Source organism: Stenotrophomonas sp. SKA14 (genome assembly GCF_000158575.1).
GTDB lineage: Bacteria > Pseudomonadota > Gammaproteobacteria > Xanthomonadales > Xanthomonadaceae > Stenotrophomonas > Stenotrophomonas forensis.
In genome coordinates this window covers 2,655,900-2,671,453 of the sequence record NZ_DS999412.1, presented here as the reverse complement: position 1 = coordinate 2,671,453, position 15,554 = coordinate 2,655,900, and the positions used below count along the sequence as shown (strand labels likewise).

General features: G+C 68.6%; 16 protein-coding genes. 2 read left to right on the top strand and 14 right to left on the bottom strand.

The window, feature by feature from the left end; translation table 11 throughout:
• Positions 1-191: 191 nt before the first annotated feature.
• The 14 genes from SSKA14_RS12150 to SSKA14_RS12085 form a co-directional block, all read right to left on the bottom strand.
• On the bottom strand, positions 192-1,328 hold the full coding sequence (locus tag SSKA14_RS12150; protein WP_008265280.1) for a substrate-binding domain-containing protein: 1,137 nt from the start codon (positions 1,326-1,328) through the stop codon (positions 192-194).
• 217 nt (positions 1,329-1,545) lie between these two features.
• The gene (gene gspF, locus SSKA14_RS12145; RefSeq protein ID WP_008267769.1) at positions 1,546-2,745 is read right to left on the bottom strand and encodes a type II secretion system inner membrane protein GspF; all 1,200 of its coding nucleotides are present in this window, start codon (positions 2,743-2,745) and stop codon (positions 1,546-1,548) included.
• A gap of 7 nt (positions 2,746-2,752) precedes the next feature.
• Positions 2,753-4,186 (bottom strand): type II secretion system ATPase GspE, encoded by a 1,434-nt coding sequence (gspE, locus tag SSKA14_RS12140; protein ID WP_008267653.1) that lies wholly within the window; start codon positions 4,184-4,186, stop codon positions 2,753-2,755.
• The gene (gspD, locus tag SSKA14_RS12135) at positions 4,183-6,570 is read right to left on the bottom strand and encodes a type II secretion system secretin GspD (RefSeq protein ID WP_040007602.1); all 2,388 of its coding nucleotides are present in this window, start codon (positions 6,568-6,570) and stop codon (positions 4,183-4,185) included. The genes gspE and gspD overlap by 4 nt, the downstream gene beginning before the upstream one ends.
• A complete protein-coding gene (gspM, locus tag SSKA14_RS12130; RefSeq protein ID WP_008264897.1) occupies positions 6,567-7,094 on the bottom strand; it encodes a type II secretion system protein GspM in 528 nt (175 codons plus the stop codon). Before gspM ends, gspD begins: the two co-directional genes overlap by 4 nt.
• Positions 7,091-8,254, bottom strand: coding sequence for a type II secretion system protein GspL (gspL, locus tag SSKA14_RS12125; RefSeq protein WP_008267924.1), 1,164 nt, complete (start codon positions 8,252-8,254; stop codon positions 7,091-7,093). Before gspL ends, gspM begins: the two co-directional genes overlap by 4 nt.
• Positions 8,251-9,156, bottom strand: coding sequence for a type II secretion system minor pseudopilin GspK (gene gspK, locus SSKA14_RS12120; RefSeq protein ID WP_008265620.1), 906 nt, complete (start codon positions 9,154-9,156; stop codon positions 8,251-8,253). Before gspK ends, gspL begins: the two co-directional genes overlap by 4 nt.
• A 9-nt stretch (positions 9,157-9,165) precedes the next feature.
• Positions 9,166-9,603: a type II secretion system major pseudopilin GspG gene (gene gspG / locus SSKA14_RS12115; protein WP_008268276.1), complete on the bottom strand. Its 438-nt coding sequence runs from the start codon at positions 9,601-9,603 to the stop codon at positions 9,166-9,168.
• Positions 9,604-9,660: 57 nt separating this feature from the next.
• Positions 9,661-10,245 (bottom strand): hypothetical protein, encoded by a 585-nt coding sequence (locus SSKA14_RS12110; RefSeq protein WP_040009610.1) that lies wholly within the window; start codon positions 10,243-10,245, stop codon positions 9,661-9,663.
• Between the two features lie 119 nt (positions 10,246-10,364).
• The gene (locus SSKA14_RS12105; protein WP_008265451.1) at positions 10,365-10,916 is read right to left on the bottom strand and encodes a hypothetical protein; all 552 of its coding nucleotides are present in this window, start codon (positions 10,914-10,916) and stop codon (positions 10,365-10,367) included.
• 58 nt (positions 10,917-10,974) lie between these two features.
• Positions 10,975-11,955: a DUF4880 domain-containing protein gene (locus tag SSKA14_RS12100; protein ID WP_008265779.1), complete on the bottom strand. Its 981-nt coding sequence runs from the start codon at positions 11,953-11,955 to the stop codon at positions 10,975-10,977.
• 69 nt (positions 11,956-12,024) lie between these two features.
• Positions 12,025-12,555 carry a sigma-70 family RNA polymerase sigma factor gene (locus tag SSKA14_RS12095; RefSeq protein WP_006449274.1) on the bottom strand — a complete coding sequence of 177 codons (531 nt, stop codon included), beginning with the start codon at positions 12,553-12,555 and terminating at the stop codon, positions 12,025-12,027.
• A 16-nt stretch (positions 12,556-12,571) separates the two neighbouring features.
• Positions 12,572-13,252, bottom strand: coding sequence for an STN domain-containing protein (locus SSKA14_RS12090; RefSeq protein WP_040007597.1), 681 nt, complete (start codon positions 13,250-13,252; stop codon positions 12,572-12,574).
• A gap of 587 nt (positions 13,253-13,839) precedes the next feature.
• A complete protein-coding gene (locus tag SSKA14_RS12085; RefSeq protein ID WP_008265929.1) occupies positions 13,840-14,304 on the bottom strand; it encodes an Lrp/AsnC family transcriptional regulator in 465 nt (154 codons plus the stop codon).
• A gap of 126 nt (positions 14,305-14,430) precedes the next feature.
• Here SSKA14_RS12085 and SSKA14_RS12080 point away from each other — a divergent pair, with 126 nt between their 5' ends.
• Together SSKA14_RS12080 and SSKA14_RS12075 are read left to right on the top strand one after the other, a co-directional pair.
• The gene (locus tag SSKA14_RS12080) at positions 14,431-15,165 is read left to right on the top strand and encodes an AzlC family ABC transporter permease (RefSeq protein ID WP_008268082.1); all 735 of its coding nucleotides are present in this window, start codon (positions 14,431-14,433) and stop codon (positions 15,163-15,165) included.
• On the top strand, positions 15,162-15,476 hold the full coding sequence (locus tag SSKA14_RS12075) for an AzlD family protein (protein WP_005409898.1): 315 nt from the start codon (positions 15,162-15,164) through the stop codon (positions 15,474-15,476). The genes SSKA14_RS12080 and SSKA14_RS12075 overlap by 4 nt, the downstream gene beginning before the upstream one ends.
• The last annotated feature ends 78 nt before the right edge of the window (positions 15,477-15,554 follow it).

Sequence of the window (15,554 nt, the reverse complement as noted above, 5' to 3'; positions counted from 1 at the left end):
GCTCTGAAGGATCGGGCGGCACGCGCCCTGCTTCTGTAAGACGGGGGCGGCTGCGTGAAGCCGACATCAAAAGACAGCGCCGCCGATGCAGGAATGGACCGGATACCTGTCCGGTCCGGGGCCGGCGGCCACACGCAAGAGAGCGCCGGCCTCACGGCCGGCGCTCGGTCAAAGCACTGCGTTCGACGCGATTACGGGCGGCCGAGGCCGGCGCAGGCGCTGGCGTTGTTCACGCCGTTGACGCTGCTGGCGAGCACGAAGCGGTTGCGGATGGCGTCACGCCAGGCCGGGGTGAGCGGAACGAAGCCGTGGGCACGCGAAGCGGCATCGTTGTTGCCGTTGTAGTGGCCCAGCAGGAAGCCGCGCAGGGCGAGCGCAACATTGCCGGCCTTGTAGCACTGGCCCAGCTCGAAGGTGGTGTAACCCACGATCGGGTAACCGACGGACGGCGGGTTGGTGAACACCGGGGCCCAGTTGCGCACGTCATTGGCAGCAGCGCCGGTCGGCGGCAGCACCGTGTCCAGGGTGGCCTGCACGCTCGGGTCGTTCGGCGAGAAGCCACGCACCTTGGCGATCTTGGTGGCGTCGCTCAGGTTCGGCACCACGTCCGGACCGATGTAACCGATCGCACCGGTGGTGGCGTAGACCTTGTCATACAGCGGCTGGCTGCCCAGCGCCGAAGCGGTGGTGAAGTTCGCCGGCAGCGACGAGAACTGCTTCCAGAACTCCTGGGTGGTGCTGAACTTGCCGCCGATCAGGGTGCTGCCAGCGGTGTCGCTGGCCGAGCAGGCGCTGGCCAGGAAGCGGGTCAGCAGTTCGGTGGTGCCGCTCTTCTCGTTGCGGTACACGACAGTGATCGGGCCCGAACGATTCGCGTCCAGCGTGCTCCAGTTGGTGATCGTGCCGGCGAACACGCCGCACAGCTGGGTGACGCTCAGGTCAAGATTGCCACCGGCGCTGTTGAACGGAACGGTGACCGAGGTGCCGACCGACGGAATCTGGATCAGCGGGCCGTAGGTCGGGGCGAAGTTGGCGGCGTAGGCGGCGATCTCAGCGTCGGTCAGCACCGAATCGCTGCCGGCGAAATGCACGGTGCCGGTGGTCTTGAACAGGTCGGCACGGTTTTCCAGGAAGGCCTGCTTGCCGGTGCCCGAGCCGGTCACTTCATAGCTGAAGTTGGCCGGCAGGATGCTGTCGGCCGAACCCTTGTACAGCTTGGCCGGCAGCGAAGCGCCACCGCCCTGCACGAGCGACTGCGCCGAGGCGGCACCTGCGGTAGCCAGCAGCGCGGTGGCAACCAGCGCGGCCAGGGTCTTGTACTTGTTCATGATCTTCTCCTGAAGGGTTTACTGCGAAGGGAAACACCAAGGGAGGAACGGTCACTTCACGCCTGCTGCCGCCGAGGGCCTCCCAGCCCACTCTGCGGCGACGTGTCCATGCTGGTCCGCGCCGATGACAGGCCGCTTAAGAAACCTGTGGAAGATCGGGAAAAGGTGTGGAGGATTGTGTGGAGAATCGAGCGATCCATCCGCGCGGCGCGTGGATCTACTGCACCAGCTGGTTCATCTCCATGATCGGCATCAGCACCGCCAGTACGATGGTCAGTACCACGCCGCCCATCACCAGGATCATGGTCGGTTCCAGCAGTGCGGTCAGCGCCATCGCCCGGCGTTCGATCTCGCGAGAGATGGTCTGCGCAGCGCGATCCAGCAGTGGCGCCAGCGAACCGGTTTTCTCGCCACTGGCCACCAGGTGCACCAGGATCGGCGGATAGACTTTCTGCACCTTCAGCGCAGCACCCAGCGCAGCACCTTCGCGTACCCGCGCGGATACATCGTCGGCGCAGCGTGCCAGCAGTGCATTGCCCAACGTCTGCCGCGCCGCCTCCAGGGCACGCAGCAGCGGCACGCCGGCATCGAGCAGGATCGCCAGCGTCGAGGCAAAGCGCGCACTGTTCACGCCCAGGACAAAACGCCCGACCATCGGCAGCCTCAGCAGCATCGCATCCCAGCGCAGGCGCAGCTCTGGCCGGCGCAGTGCAAGCCGCCACGCCACCACCAGCGCGCCACCGCCCAGCGCCACCCATACGCCCCAGCTGCGCACGAACGCGCTGGCAGCCAGCATCACCTGGGTCAGCATCGGCAGCGTCTGCCGCGCCTGCACGAACGCGGTCACCACCTGCGGCACGACGTAGCTGAGCAGGAAGATCACGATCGCCACCGATACCAGGCTGATCGCCGCCGGGTAGATGAAGGCCGTCAGCACCTTGGCCTGCAGTGCATTGCGCTCCTCGATGTAGTCGGCCAGGCGCTCCATCACCCGGGCCAGATCACCGGAGTCTTCGCCCGCACCGACCAGCGCACGATAGATCGGCGGGAAATCACGCGGCCGCGCGGCCAGTGCCACGGTCAGGCGCTGGCCGGCGCGCACGTCGGCACGCACCGCGGTAAGCGCCTGCGCGACATGGGGACGCTCGGCCTGCTCGATCACCGCACTCAGCGCGCTTTCCAGCGGCAGGCTTGCGGCCAGCAGGCTGGCCAACTGGCGCGTGGCCCAGGCCAGCTCGCTGGCCGACAGCCGGCGTGCGCCCCAGCCACTGCCTGCAGCGCGCGCCACACTCACCTGTACCGGTGTCAGCCCGCGTCCGCGCAGCAGCTGGCGCGCGCTGCGCGGGCTGTCGGCATCCAGCTGTCCTTTCTCGATGCGGCCCTGCGCATTGGCGGCCTGGTAGTCGAACAGTGCCATCGTCGCCTCAAGCGTCGCCGGTGACGCGCAGGATCTCTTCCAACGTGGTCACGCCACTGTCGACCCAGCGCTGGCCATCCTCGCGCAGGTTGCGCATGCCGGCACGCCGCGCCGCCTCCCGCAGCGCAGGCTCGCCCTGCCCTTCGTGGATCAGGGCGCGCACGCGCTCATCGACCACGAACAGTTCATGGATACCGGTGCGCCCGCGATAGCCGCTGTTCGCGCACGCCGCGCAGCCCACCGCGCGCCACACGGTACGGCCCTCGCCATCCACCTCTGCCCGCCGGCACTGGGTGCACAGGCGCCGCACCAGCCGCTGCGCCAGTACGCCGCGCAGCGACGAGGCCAGAAGGAACGGCTCCACGCCCATGTCGGCCAAACGGGTCACCGCCGAGATCGCGTCGTTGGTGTGCAGCGAGGCCAGAACGCCATGCCCGGTCAGCGAGGACTGCACCGCAATCTGCGCGGTTTCCAGGTCGCGGATTTCGCCGATCATGATCGTATCCGGGTCTTGGCGCAGGATCGCGCGCAGCGCGGTGCCGAAACTCATGCCGATACGCGCATTGACCTGGATCTGGCCGATACCGGCGAAGTCGTACTCCACCGGATCTTCCACGGTCAGGATGTTGCTGGTGCTGCTGTCGAGCTGGCCCAGCGCGGCGTACAGCGAAGTAGTCTTGCCGCTGCCGGTCGGGCCGGTCACCAGCACGATGCCGTGCGGTTGCCGGATCAACCCGGTGAAGGTCGCCAGGGTGTCGTCGGCCATGCCGAGCCGCTGCAGCTGCAGGCGGCCGGCATCCTTTTCCAGTAGGCGCAGCACGGCGCGCTCGCCATGTCCGGTCGGCACCGTGGACACGCGGATGTCCAGTGGCCGGCCGCCGACACGGATCGCGATGCGGCCGTCCTGCGGCAGGCGCTTCTCGGCGATATCCAGGTGCGCCATGATCTTGATGCGCGACACCAGCGCCGCATGCAGTGCACGGCGTGGCTGGACCATGTCACGCAGGGTGCCGTCCACCCGGTAGCGCACCACCGAATGGGTCTCGAACGGTTCGATGTGCAGGTCGCTGGCGCCATCGCGTGCGGCCTGCGCCAGCAGGGCGTTGATCATCCGGATCACCGGCGCGTCGTCCTGCGCGTCCAGCAGATCGGTGACCTCGGGCATGTCCTGCATCAGGCGGTCCAGATCCACTTCGCTTTCAGCGGCACCGACCACCGCTGCGGCATCGCCGCCGTCGCGATACTGCTCACCCAGCCGTTGCTGCCATGCCGCGGCATCCAGTGCCTGGAACGGCAGTGGGCCATGCCGGCGGCGCAATTCGGCCACTGCCCAGGCGGCGGTTTCAGCGGTGCCCAGCAGTACCGGCTCGCCGCCGGCCTCGGCCAGCATCACGCCATGGCTGCGCACCCAGGCATACGGCAGCGGCGCGGTCGCGCTCACGGGCCGATCACCAGTTCGGGCGTGTAGCCCAGCCCACGCAACTGCTGCAGCGCCGGGTCCAGCTTCGACGGATCGCGTGGCAGGCGTACCCGCAGGCGCTGTCCACTCCCGCCCGGCGTGGCCTCGGCATAGGCCTGCAATCCCAGTGCCCGCGCCTGCGCCACGCCCTGGCTGGCGCGTGCCACGTCCAGCCCCTGCGCGAACTGCACCAGCTGTGCATCACCCTCGCCGGCCGGATACAACGCCGCCAGGCTGCTGTTCTGCAACGGCTGGCCCTGGCCATCGCGCGCATTGCCCTGGCCCAGCACGGACAGATCCTGCGGCGGTAGCTGCGGCGCGGAAAGCGCGGGCAGTGCCCAGCTCTGTGCCGGCTGCGCACCGGCCTGGGCGTTGCGCATGTAGTCGTAGCGGTCGCGGGTCAGACGTTGTCCGGCGGCCGGATCGCGCACCACGTGGGGGCGCAGGAACACCATCAGGTTGGTCTTGGCGCGCTTGCGCGTATCGCTGCGGAACAGCGCCCCCAGCACCGGGATCTTTCCCAGCCCCGGCACCGCATCGCGACCATGGCTGACGCTGTCTTCCAGCAGCCCACCGAGCACCATGATCTGGCCATCGTCCAGCAGCACGCTGGTGTCCAGTGCACGCTTGTTGGTGATGATGCCGGCCGTGCTGCTCGCGCTCTGCGCGTCGATGCTGCTGACTTCCTGATAGATGTCCAGCTTGACCGTGCCGCCTTCGGAGATCTGTGGCCGCACGCGTAGCTTCAGGCCGACGTCCTCGCGCACGATGGTCTGGAACGGGTTGTTGCTGCCGCCCCCGCCATCGGTCACGTAACGACCACTGACAAACGGCACGGTCTGGCCGACCATGATGCTGGCCGCCTCGTTGTCCAGGGTCATCAGGTTGGGCGTGGACAGGATGTTGGCACCGCCCCGGCTCTGCAGTGCATTGGCCAGCGCCTTCATGTTGAGGATCTGGCCGACCCCCGGCAGGTTGATGGTGCCGTCGATGACACCGATCTTCAGGCCATCCTTGGGCAGCACGTCCAGGGTGGTGCGCGCGCCGGTGTTCAGCCCGCTGCCACCGGTGGTTCCCCCGAAGTGGGTGCCGCCGAAGGTGCGGCCATTGCCCAGCATCCATTGCACGCCCAGTTCGGCCGCGTCGGTCTGGTTGACCTCCACGATCAGGCTTTCCACCAGCACCTGCGCACGGCGCTGGTCAAGCTGGTCGATCACCCGCCGCAGGTTGCGGTACACCGGCTCGGGGGCCGAGATCAGCAGCGTGTTGGTCGCCACGTCGGCCTGCACCGAGATGCCGTTCTGGCTGAAGCCGGTGCTGCCGGCCTCGATCGGGTCGCGGCGGTTCGGATCAAGCCGCTGTGATTCCAGCGCATTGCCGCCGGTCTTTGCCTGTTGCGTCTGCGTCTGCGACGGTTGTGACGGGGTGCTGCGGCTGGCATCGCCGGGCAGCGGCGTGATGCCCTCGTTGCTGCCCATCGCCGGTGCATCACTCTGCCCGGCCACCACGCCGCGCAGCACCCCGGCCAGCTGGTTGGCCTGGGCGTTGCGCAGATACACCACGTGCAGGTTGCCGGACTCGTCCTGGGCCTTGTCCAGCTTCTCCACCAGCTGCCGCGCCAGGCGCGTGCGACCGGGGCTGCTGGAGCGCAGCAGGACACTGTTGCTGCGCGGATCGGCCATCACCACCACCTTCTGGCTCGGCTCGGCGCCTTGTGCATCCAGCAGCGGCGCCACCATCGCCGCCACGTCCACCGCAATGCCCTGCTGCAGCTTGACCACATCGGTGTCCATGCCGGCCGGCGTGTCCACGCTGGCGATCACCCGCGCAATGCGCTCCAGGTTGTCGGCATAGTCGGTGATCACCAGAGTGTTGTTGCCCGGGTTGGCCGTGATCGGGTTGTCCGGGCTGATCATCGGCCGCAGCACCGCCACCAGTGCGCCCGCGTTCTCGTAGCGCAGCGCAAAGGTTCGCGTGGTCACCTCGCCGCCGGCGCCACCCGCACCGACGCGTCCGCCGAGCAGCTTGGCGTCGGCCTGTGGCACCACCCGGCTCACCCCACCGTTCTCGACCACGGCGAAGCCACGCATGCGCAACGCGCCCAGCAGCAGCTGGTAGGCCTGGGCACGGCTGACCGGACCCTCGGAGACCACGGTCATCTTGCCGGTCACCCGCGGATCGACCAGGAACTGGCGGCCGGTGAAGCGCGCTGCCATGCGCAGCACGCCACCGATATCGGTGTCCACCAGGTTCAACTGCACCGGTTCATCGCGGGCGTCCTGCGCCAGCACCACAGCCGGAACATGCGCCATGCCCACGATCAGGGCCAGCGCGCTGCTGCAGGCGAGACTGCGCATCGCTCTCATGAATGATCACCCGCAGCGGGTGCCATCACGATGTTTCCGGAAATCCGTGCCGCCGGCATGTTCGCATCCCCTGTACGTGTCAGTTGCAGCTGCTGCAGTTCGATGGCCGGATCGGCCAGCACCGGCAGCAGCCAGTTCCACAGCGCGTCGGCGGGCACGCCCTGCACCCGCAGGTGCCAGCGCCCGTCGCGTGCTTCGATATGCAGTCCTTCGGCGAGCCCGGCGGACCTGATCCGTTCGCGCAGCCCGGCCAGCGTCGGGCGTTGATCCCGGGCCTGCTGCTGGCGCTCGCGGGCGCGCAGCAGCGGCGCCAGCGCGTTGGCCTGTGCCTGCAGGCGCGGCAGCTCTGCCTGCCAGTGCGTGCGCTGCTTCAGCAGCGGCTCCAGCCAGAACGACCACAGGCCCGCCACCAGCAGCGCACCCATCATCACGCCCAGCATCAACCGGTCGCGAGGTGGCAGGCGCTGCCAGCGCTGCTGCAGGCCTGCCAGGCCCGCACCCCGGCGCAGGGTCGGTGTGGTCACCGCTCGCCCCCGCTCACGCGCAGGCGCCCATCGCTCGCGCGTGCAAGCTCCAGGCCCTGTGCCTGGGCCGCCTGCTGCCATTGCTGCAGGCGTTGTGCATCGTCGGCCAGCGCCTGCGCATCTGCGTCCAGTTCAAGCTCCAGCTGGCCCGGTTGGTAACGCAGGCCGCGAACCTGGCCGCCCAGTTCCGGAATCGCCTGCAGCGTACTGGCCACCTGTCGCTGCACCGCTGGCAACGATGGCAGCGGCGCCGGTGCGGCCAGCGCCCGCCGCGCCTGCAGCACCGGGTCCACTACATCGGTGATCTCTGGGAAGCGCGCGCCGAACTGCCGCGCCATGTCCTGCTGCAGCGCCTCGCCCTCGCTGCGCCAACGCGAAACCTGCAGCTGCAGGCCGAGTGCCGCCAGCAGCACCGCGGCCAATGCCAGCCCGATCGCCAGCCGCGGCCGCTTCCGGGCCGCACTGGGCAGGGGCAGAGACCATCCCGGCAGCGGTCCGCAGGCCTGCAGTTCGTGCGCGACCGCCGTTGCAGGCAGGCTTTCCGGCCATCCTGCCGGAACGCTGCCAATCCACTGCACGGCCTGTACGCCGGACTGCTGCAGGCGCGCCGCAAGCGCCTGCAGCACCGCGCCCGCGTCACGCCCGCCGCACCACTGCACGCCCCCCCGGTCACGCCCGCTGCGCACCAGCAGGTGCTCACCGCAGGCACGCAGCGTCGCTTCCCCGCTGTTCCACGGCAGCAGCAGCGGCGTCGGGTACAGTGCCCGCAGCCGCAGGCCACACGACGCCAGCAGCTGCTGTGCCTGCACCATCGCCTGCTGGCCCAGCCAGGCGACCGGCACACTGCCGTCATCGGCCTGCGCGCCGTGCGCCAGGGCCACCTCCTGCAGGTCGTCCAGCAGCATCGCTTCCACTTCGCCCTGCAATGCAGCCTGCAGCCTGCGCCCGGCCAGCGGCGGCAGCTGCAGCTCCAGCAGGATCAGGTCGTGCGGATCGAGGCAGGCCAGCACCTCGGCCTGTGGATGGCGCTGGCCCAGTGCCATCATCGTCCCGCGGCCATGTGCCTGTACGGCACCCTTGTGCAGCAGCGCCCAATCGACCTCACTGTCAGTGCGCAGGCGCTCCAGCGGTGGCAGGCAGATCCTCAGCTGCATGCTCATGCGCCGACCCTCGTCCACACGCGCTGCACGCGCACACCATCATCGCGGTACTCGCGCCAGATCAGCGCACGGAAGTCGACCGCCTGGCCGTCGGCCTGTACCTGGCCGACGGCGAGAAACCACTCGCTATGAATGCCAAGGGGCACCAGGGCCATCTGCGCGCTGCTCAGTTGGAGTCGATTGGCGATGTCACCGCGATTGAGCAGCCAGTGGCCGCCGTCACGCTCTCCGAGCAGCGCCTGCAGGCGCCCCCGCTCGACCTCAGGGGTGACCGCCTGCAGCACGCTGAGATCGCAGGTGTTGGCATTGACCAGGGTCTGCGCCGGCAACACCACGGTGCGCCGCGCCAATGCCTGAACGGCCAGCGGATCCGACCCCGCAAAGGCCTGCTCGATCAATGATTCGCGTGGCAGTGGTGCCTGCGCCTGGATGTCGCCGTCGCGCAGGCGCGCCTGTATGTGCTCGGCCGCAGCGGCGCAGGCGCCCTGCCCAAGCCCTTGCCCGGCGCACAGGACGATGAACGCGCGCCGTGCGTCCAGGTCCGGCCTGCCCTGGGCCAGCAGATTGCGCAGGTTGAACATCGACTGCGCATCGACCAGTTGCAGCTGAGCCGGAAGCGGCACCTGCAATCGCAGCGGCCGCGCCCAGTGCCCGTCGCGCACCGTCGTCACCTGCTCGCGCGCGTCTTCACGCAGCTGCTGTGCCGCGCGCTCCAGCGAGGCGTCCACGGCCATGCGCACCTGCGCGCGCAGCTGGTCGCCGCGCAGCATGCGCAGCTGCGCCGACTGCCGGGTCAGCAGCGCGGTGGCGATCACCGCCACCAGCGCCACCACCAGCATCGCCACGATCACCGCCATGCCACGCTGGCCGGCACACGACACCGAACGCACCCGGGTTGCCATCGGCGGGCCTCACAACTGCCAGGAGCCGATGTCCGCGTTGCCGGCCTCGCCGCCCGGCTTGCTGTCCGCGCCCAGCGAGAACACATCGATGTCGCCGTGGGTGCCGGGGATCTGGTACTGGTAGGGATGGCCCCACGGGTCATTCGGCAGGCGGTCCAGATAGGGGGTCACCGGCATTGCGCCGCCGCCCTGCGGTGGCGTCACCAACGCCTTCAACCCCTGCTCGGCAGTGGGGTAGCGTCCGTTGTCCAGCTTGAACAGCTTCAACGCCTGCATCAACGCAGCGATATCCTGCCGCGCCGCCACCACGCGCGCCTGGTCGGGGCGATCCATCAAGCGCGGCACGATCAAGGCGGCGAGGATGCCGATGATCACCACCACCACCATGATCTCGATCAGGCTGAAACCCTGCTGCCGTGCCCAGCGACCACGAACCTGCCTTGCCATTGTTCCGCCCCCGTCATCCTGGAAGAGACCGCTGCGCCATGGTCAGCGGTGCATGTGTCAGTACGATAAACATCCGCCTGCTATTCGCAGTGCCTGCACCTGCTGTGGCATTGCGCGCATTGCAGGCACGCACGCGGCTTCCAGCAGTGGTGCAGGCACTTCGCCCAGCGTGTCTTCGATACAGGCACGCAGCAGCGGCTGCGCGCATGCCTGCAGCAGCCGCACGCACTGCATCGGCGACCATGCCGTGCCGTGACCAAGGCCAACGAACAAGCGATAGACCTGGTGGTAGCGCAGGTCATCGAACACCCGCTGCGCGCTGTTCAGATCGCGCAGCACCACCAGCAACGCGGCGCGTTGCAGCGCGCGCGTATCGCCCGCATCAAACGGCAGCAGGTTCATGGCGGTCTCGGGCCAGGGCCGCAACTGCACATCAAGCACCCTGCGCAGGGCCAACAACGGATGCGCGCTGCTGTCCTGGGCTGCCCAACGCGCAGCATCCGCCCACGCATCGCTGGACAGCACCCATACCCACGAGCGTCCATAGCGTTGCACGTTCATCGGCGCATGCCGTGCCTGCTCCAGCGACTGGCTCAGGTGCCGGTCCAGTTCCAGCATGGTGACACTGCGACTGTCTGCCATCGGCATCACCTGCGCTCTGCGACGCGTGATGCGCCGTACTCAGGGAAGACGTCGGCAGGGCGGATGAAGCGACAGCGCGAATGCCTCTCTGTGCGCCGCGTAGCGCTTCCCCATTGGCGTCATCGCAGCGTCATCCGCCTGCAGGCTTCGCGCTCCAGGCGCGGCGCGTCGCCGCCACAGCGGCGCGCCAGCACGGCCACCTCGCTGCGTTGCGCGAAGGCCGCCAGCGCATCGGTCATCGCCACGTCATCCAGCCATGACGCCATCGCAACGCGCAACGGCGAAAGCTGCCAGCCCTCCATCACCCCGTGCCCGCCAGCGACGAACCAGTGCCACAGCCGATGGTGCTGCACCTGGTCGTGCAGCTGCGCCAGTTCATCGATTGCGTACATGCCCATCAGCAGCAGCGCCCTTGCCATCGCCGCAGGCGCCAGCGCACCCGTCTCTGGCAGCGGAAGTACCTGCTGCTGCAGGCGCAGCAGCATCGCCAACGGATGTGATTGCGGATCGAACTCCAGCAGCACCGCCTGCTGCTGCCATTGCGCTTCGGAGACCACGCACACCCACGGTGATCCATAGCGATGCACCATCAACGGTCGTCGTTGCGTGGTCTCCAGCAACGCCGACAGATTGCGACGCAGATCCAGCACACCGATGGTCTCGTTGCGCACCCCAGGCCTCTCCTTGCTTGCAACGGCCCTGCGTGAAGCGCGGGGCCAGCGTCATCATCTAACCAAGGACGGCAATGCCACCCGGAAAGCGACGCAGATCCAGCGACATCGACTGTCGCAGCTGTTCAAGGGCCGCGTCCGGATCATCGATGCGGAAGCGGCCGCTGACCGGCGCACGCGCCAGCGCCGATTCACCCAGCACGATCCTGCCGCGGCGGTAGCGGTTGATCTCGTCCACCACCTCACGCAGCGGCGCACGGCGGAATACCAGCATGCCCTCGGTCCAGGCGCTCACCTCCGAGGCCACCGCCTCGGCCACCACGCCACTGAGGCGCTCGTCGTAGCGGGTCTGCTGCCCGGCCTGCAGCTGCAGGCGGCCCTGCGGGTGCTCGATGCGGGCGCTGCCGTGCAGGCAGGTGACCCGCACCTGGCCATGTGTGTTGCGCACGTCCAGGCGCACCGCACCTTCGTCGGCGATCACGCAGCCCGGCCCGGCAAACAACGCCAGGCGCAGGCCGGCCCGGGTTTCGATCGCGGCCTGGCCCTGCACCAGTTCAAAGCCCTCGCCATCGGCGGCAGCGCGACGGCGCAGGCTGCTCTGCGTATCCAGCTCGATCTTCAGCTGCGGCAACGGCGTGATCTGCAGGCGCTCGCCGGTGCCGGTGTGGAAATCGGCGGCCATTGCCGTAACCGGCGGCCACAGGCCCAGCGGCGGGCGGATCGCGGCGACCACCACCAGGCTGGCCGGCGCGGCAATCGCAGCGCCAAGAAAGGCACGCCGGCTCCAGCGCTGTGCACGGTCCGGCGCGACCGGCTGGCGTGCCGCGGCGGGCAGCTGTTCGCCCGCCAGCCGCACCTGGTCCCACTGCCGCCGTGCACGGCCGAACGCCTCTCGATGGCGGGGATCAGCGTCGCACCACGCGCGGAACCTGCGCCCATCGGCGGCGGTGGCCTCGCCCGAGGTCAGCCGCACCACCCACGCATGGGCCTGACGCTCGACGGCATCCAGCGGGCGTTGCGGGCGATCGTCAGCGTCCATGGGGGCTCATGCCGGACCCGCACGCTGCGGGGTTCTGCTCGGCGTCAAAGTGTAGACGGATGCCGGCGCTCAGAACCGCACCTGGCGCCCCTGCCCGCTGCGCTCGGCCAGGTAGTCCTGGGCCGCCTTCAGTTCGCGCTGCACCAATCGCAGCGACACGCCCAGGTGCTCGGCCACGTCCCGCTGCTGCAGGCCATCGACGCGGATGGCCAGCAGGATGCGGCGGCGGCGCTCGGGCATGCGCTGCAGCAGGGCGACCATGTCCTGCAACGCGAAGTCCAGTTCCGCGGCCTGCGCCGGGCCCGGCGCCGGATCGGCCAGGTCCATCAGCGCATCCACCTCATCCAGGCTCAGCAGTCGATGGTCGGCACGTTGGCGGTCGATCACAGTGTTCATCGCCATGCGCAGCAGGTAGGCCGCCGGGTTCTGCACCGCGTCCAGCCGATCGCGGCGGGCGCTCAGGCGCATCCAGGTATCCTGCAGCGCGTCGCCTGCCAGCTCCTCCGAGCCCAGCTTGCGCACCAGGCGCCGCTTCAGCTCGTCGTAGGCTCCCAGAAGGTGGTCCATCAGATCAACTGCCCCAGCCGTACCGTTGCTCATGTTCGAATCCTTGAAGTCATGGAAGGGGCGAGCGCCGGCCACAGTCGTGGTCGATGCCGGAAGGTCGGATCTGCAGCGTCACCGGCTGCGGCAGCGCGGCGGCATCCGGCGCCAGCACCAGCTGCGCCAGCGCCTGCAGCAGGCGCGCGTCGCGGACGGCGCTGCCAGTGCCGGACACCAGCTCGGGCGCGTGCACCTGGCCGTCGCTGCCAACCCGGAAGCGCAGCGTTGCTGCATAGCGGCCCGGCGCGATGCGGGGGTCGTCACAGAACGCCTCGCGCAGGCGCTGCTGCACGTCGCCATAGCGACGGCGCCGCTCGGCGTCGGCAGGTTCGCTGCCGCTCGTCATTTCATCCGCGGATGGCGCGCCCCGGCGCAGCACCACGCGCTGCTCGCCGATCACCTCGGCCTCGATGCCGGTGTCCTGCAGCAGCGCCTGCAGCGCAGGCAGCGGCGGCAGGCTGGCACGCAGCGCATGGCTGCTGCGCCCAGCGGCAAGGTCACCCGGGTACATCACCGACCACCCGCTGATGACGCTGAAGCGCTCGACGGCCAGCTCCAGCGGCTGCGCCGGGATGTCGTAGGCATGAACACCGTCCTGTGCGGCAGCCGCGAAGGACAGCAGCAGCCATGCGGCGATGGCCACCCTCCAAGTTCTGACCGCATGGTGTCCATTCAGCCCCCTGACGTAGAACACATGACCCTCGGCAGCGACAGCAGCTGCAGTGCACGCGCGGCACGACCGGAACCCCGGCCCGCGCGACCAGCAAGCGGGTTCAAACCGTACCGGCAGCACATGTCATTGCGATGACCAGCGCCCACGGCCGAGGGCGAGCCTGGCTCCGTGAAGCCAGTCACGCATCAGGCGTCAATGAATCGAATAGACCTGTTCATCAACTTCATCTACGCCAGGTCTCAGAGCCCGTTGCGAAGCAACGGGGTCCGACCCAAAGCGTGTCGACCAAGGTCGACACCCACCAAGAGCAGCTGAGGTCGACATCCACCAGGAGCAGCTATGGTCGACACCCACCACGAGCAGCTCGTGCCGTTCCGGCACATCGCGGGGAACTGTCGAAGGCGGGGTGGGTCCGGTTGCGGGGGGTGTGAGCCGCATGGATGCGGCGACCGAGCTTACATGGACGTACTTGCAGCGCCCCCCGCAACCGGACCCACCCCGCCATCCCCAAGCAGGCCCGCTGTTGCTGTTGCTGTTGCTCCTGGGTTGCCGGCCAGCGGCCGGCACTACCCGCGGGTGCCGGGTGCAACCCGGCCAACCCCCAGCCCTCAAAGCGGCAAGCGGGTGGTCTGCTTGATCCGCTGCATCGGAATCTCGGTCTTGGTGTTCTGCACCCCGGCAATCCGGTTCAGGTGCTGCATCTGGAACTGCCGGTAGGCATCAAGGTCGGCCACCGCCACCCGCAGCAGGAAATCGCAGTCACCGGCCATCAGATGACATTCAAGCACTTCCGGGAAAGACTTGATGCTGTTGATGAAGTGATTGGTGGTGTCTTCATCCTGCCCGCGCAGCCACACCCGCACGAACACGGTGAACCCCCGTCCGACCTTGGCCTCGTTCAGCAGCGCCACGTAGCGATCAATGTAGCCGCCTTCCTCCAGCAGCCGTACCCGGCGCAGGCAGGCCGAAGGCGACAGGCCCACCTGGCGGGCCAGCTCCAGGTTCTGCAGGCGTCCGTCGCCTTGAAGGGCGTCGAGGATGCGCCGATCGAGATTATCGAGCTGGTACTGCATGAAATTCCACCCTTGGCGACACAGGCCGCATGAAATTCCAATCCTCGCCAATCCAGTGGCATCAACGCAACCCGATTTCGCTATCGGACCGCTAGGATGGGCCACCCCACTCAGTTGTGTCGTTCCATGGACGCCCGTACCACCCTCCCCCTGCCTGACGCCGCCTGCGACACCGCCCCCCGTGCCGAATTCCTGCGCGGCCTGCGTGCCGCCGTGCCGGTAATGATCGGCTTCATTCCCTTCGCCCTGGTGCTCGGCGCCCAGGCCGCACAGAAGGGCCTGAGCGCCCTTGAAGTACCACTGATGACCGGCCTCAACTTTGCCGGCGGCTCGGAATTCGCCGCGGTCGAACTGTGGACCTCGCCGCCGCATATCGCGCTGATCGTGGCGATCACCGCGCTGGTCAACAGCCGCCACCTGCTGATGGGTGCCAGCCTGGCACCGCTGTTGCAGCACCTTCCGCGCCGCCGGGTGCTGCCCGCGCTGTTTTTCATGTGCGACGAGAGCTGGGCGATGGGCGTGGCCGACGCACGCCGCCGTGCCCTCGGCTTCAGCCTGGCCTACTACCTGGGCGTCTCGGCCGGCCTGTACACGGTCTGGGTGGCCTGCACCGCGCTGGGTGCGATCATCGGCCCGATGCTGGGTGACATCCACGCCTACGGGTTCGACATGGCCTTCCCCGCCGTCTTCCTGGTGCTGCTGCGCGGCATGTGGCAGGGCATGAAGGCCGCGCGTCCGTGGCTGGTCAGCCTGGGGGTGGCCGCCACCACCTACCTGCTGGTGCCCGGTGCCTGGTACGTCGCCAGTGGTGCGCTGGCCGGTCTCGCGGCGGCCTGGCTGCTGGCGGAGGACGCGGCATGATCTTCAATGGCTTGATCCACTGGACCTCGGTGCTGACCATCGTGCTGATGGCCGCGGCCACCTACCTGACCCGCATCGTCGGCTTTCTCGCACTGCGCAACCGCACCCTGAGCAAGCGCGCGGTGACGGTGATGGAAGCCGCACCCGGCTGTGTGCTGATCTCGGTGATCGCGCCCGACTTCGTTGCCGACAAGCCGGCCGATCTGGCGGCACTGGCGATCACCCTGCTGGCCGCCACGCGGTTGTCGATGCTGCCTACGGTGCTGATCGGCGTGGTCTCGGCCGGGGTGCTGCGCTACCTGATGGGCTGACGCGCTCGCCCTACCGCTGGAGCCGAGCACGGGCTCGGCACTACAGCACCTCTCTGCGACACCCGGTCGCAGCCGATC

Excerpts from the sequence above, each read along its gene's own strand:
- SSKA14_RS12150 (WP_008265280.1), bottom strand. The coding sequence starts at position 1,328 with ATGAACAAGTACAAGACCCTGGCCGCGCTGGTTGCCACCGCGCTGCTG.
- gspF (WP_008267769.1), bottom strand. The coding sequence starts at position 2,745 with ATGGCACTGTTCGACTACCAGGCCGCCAATGCGCAGGGCCGCATCGAG.
- gspD (WP_040007602.1), bottom strand. The coding sequence starts at position 6,570 with ATGAGAGCGATGCGCAGTCTCGCCTGCAGCAGCGCGCTGGCCCTGATC.
- gspL (WP_008267924.1), bottom strand. The coding sequence starts at position 8,254 with ATGAGCATGCAGCTGAGGATCTGCCTGCCACCGCTGGAGCGCCTGCGC.
- gspK (WP_008265620.1), bottom strand. The coding sequence starts at position 9,156 with ATGGCAACCCGGGTGCGTTCGGTGTCGTGTGCCGGCCAGCGTGGCATG.
- gspG (WP_008268276.1), bottom strand. The coding sequence starts at position 9,603 with ATGGCAAGGCAGGTTCGTGGTCGCTGGGCACGGCAGCAGGGTTTCAGC.
- SSKA14_RS12110 (WP_040009610.1), bottom strand. The coding sequence starts at position 10,245 with ATGGCAGACAGTCGCAGTGTCACCATGCTGGAACTGGACCGGCACCTG.
- SSKA14_RS12100 (WP_008265779.1), bottom strand. The coding sequence starts at position 11,955 with ATGGACGCTGACGATCGCCCGCAACGCCCGCTGGATGCCGTCGAGCGT.
- SSKA14_RS12095 (WP_006449274.1), bottom strand. The coding sequence starts at position 12,555 with ATGAGCAACGGTACGGCTGGGGCAGTTGATCTGATGGACCACCTTCTG.
- SSKA14_RS12085 (WP_008265929.1), bottom strand. The coding sequence starts at position 14,304 with ATGCAGTACCAGCTCGATAATCTCGATCGGCGCATCCTCGACGCCCTT.
- SSKA14_RS12080 (WP_008268082.1), top strand. The coding sequence starts at position 14,431 with ATGGACGCCCGTACCACCCTCCCCCTGCCTGACGCCGCCTGCGACACC.
- SSKA14_RS12075 (WP_005409898.1), top strand. The coding sequence starts at position 15,162 with ATGATCTTCAATGGCTTGATCCACTGGACCTCGGTGCTGACCATCGTG.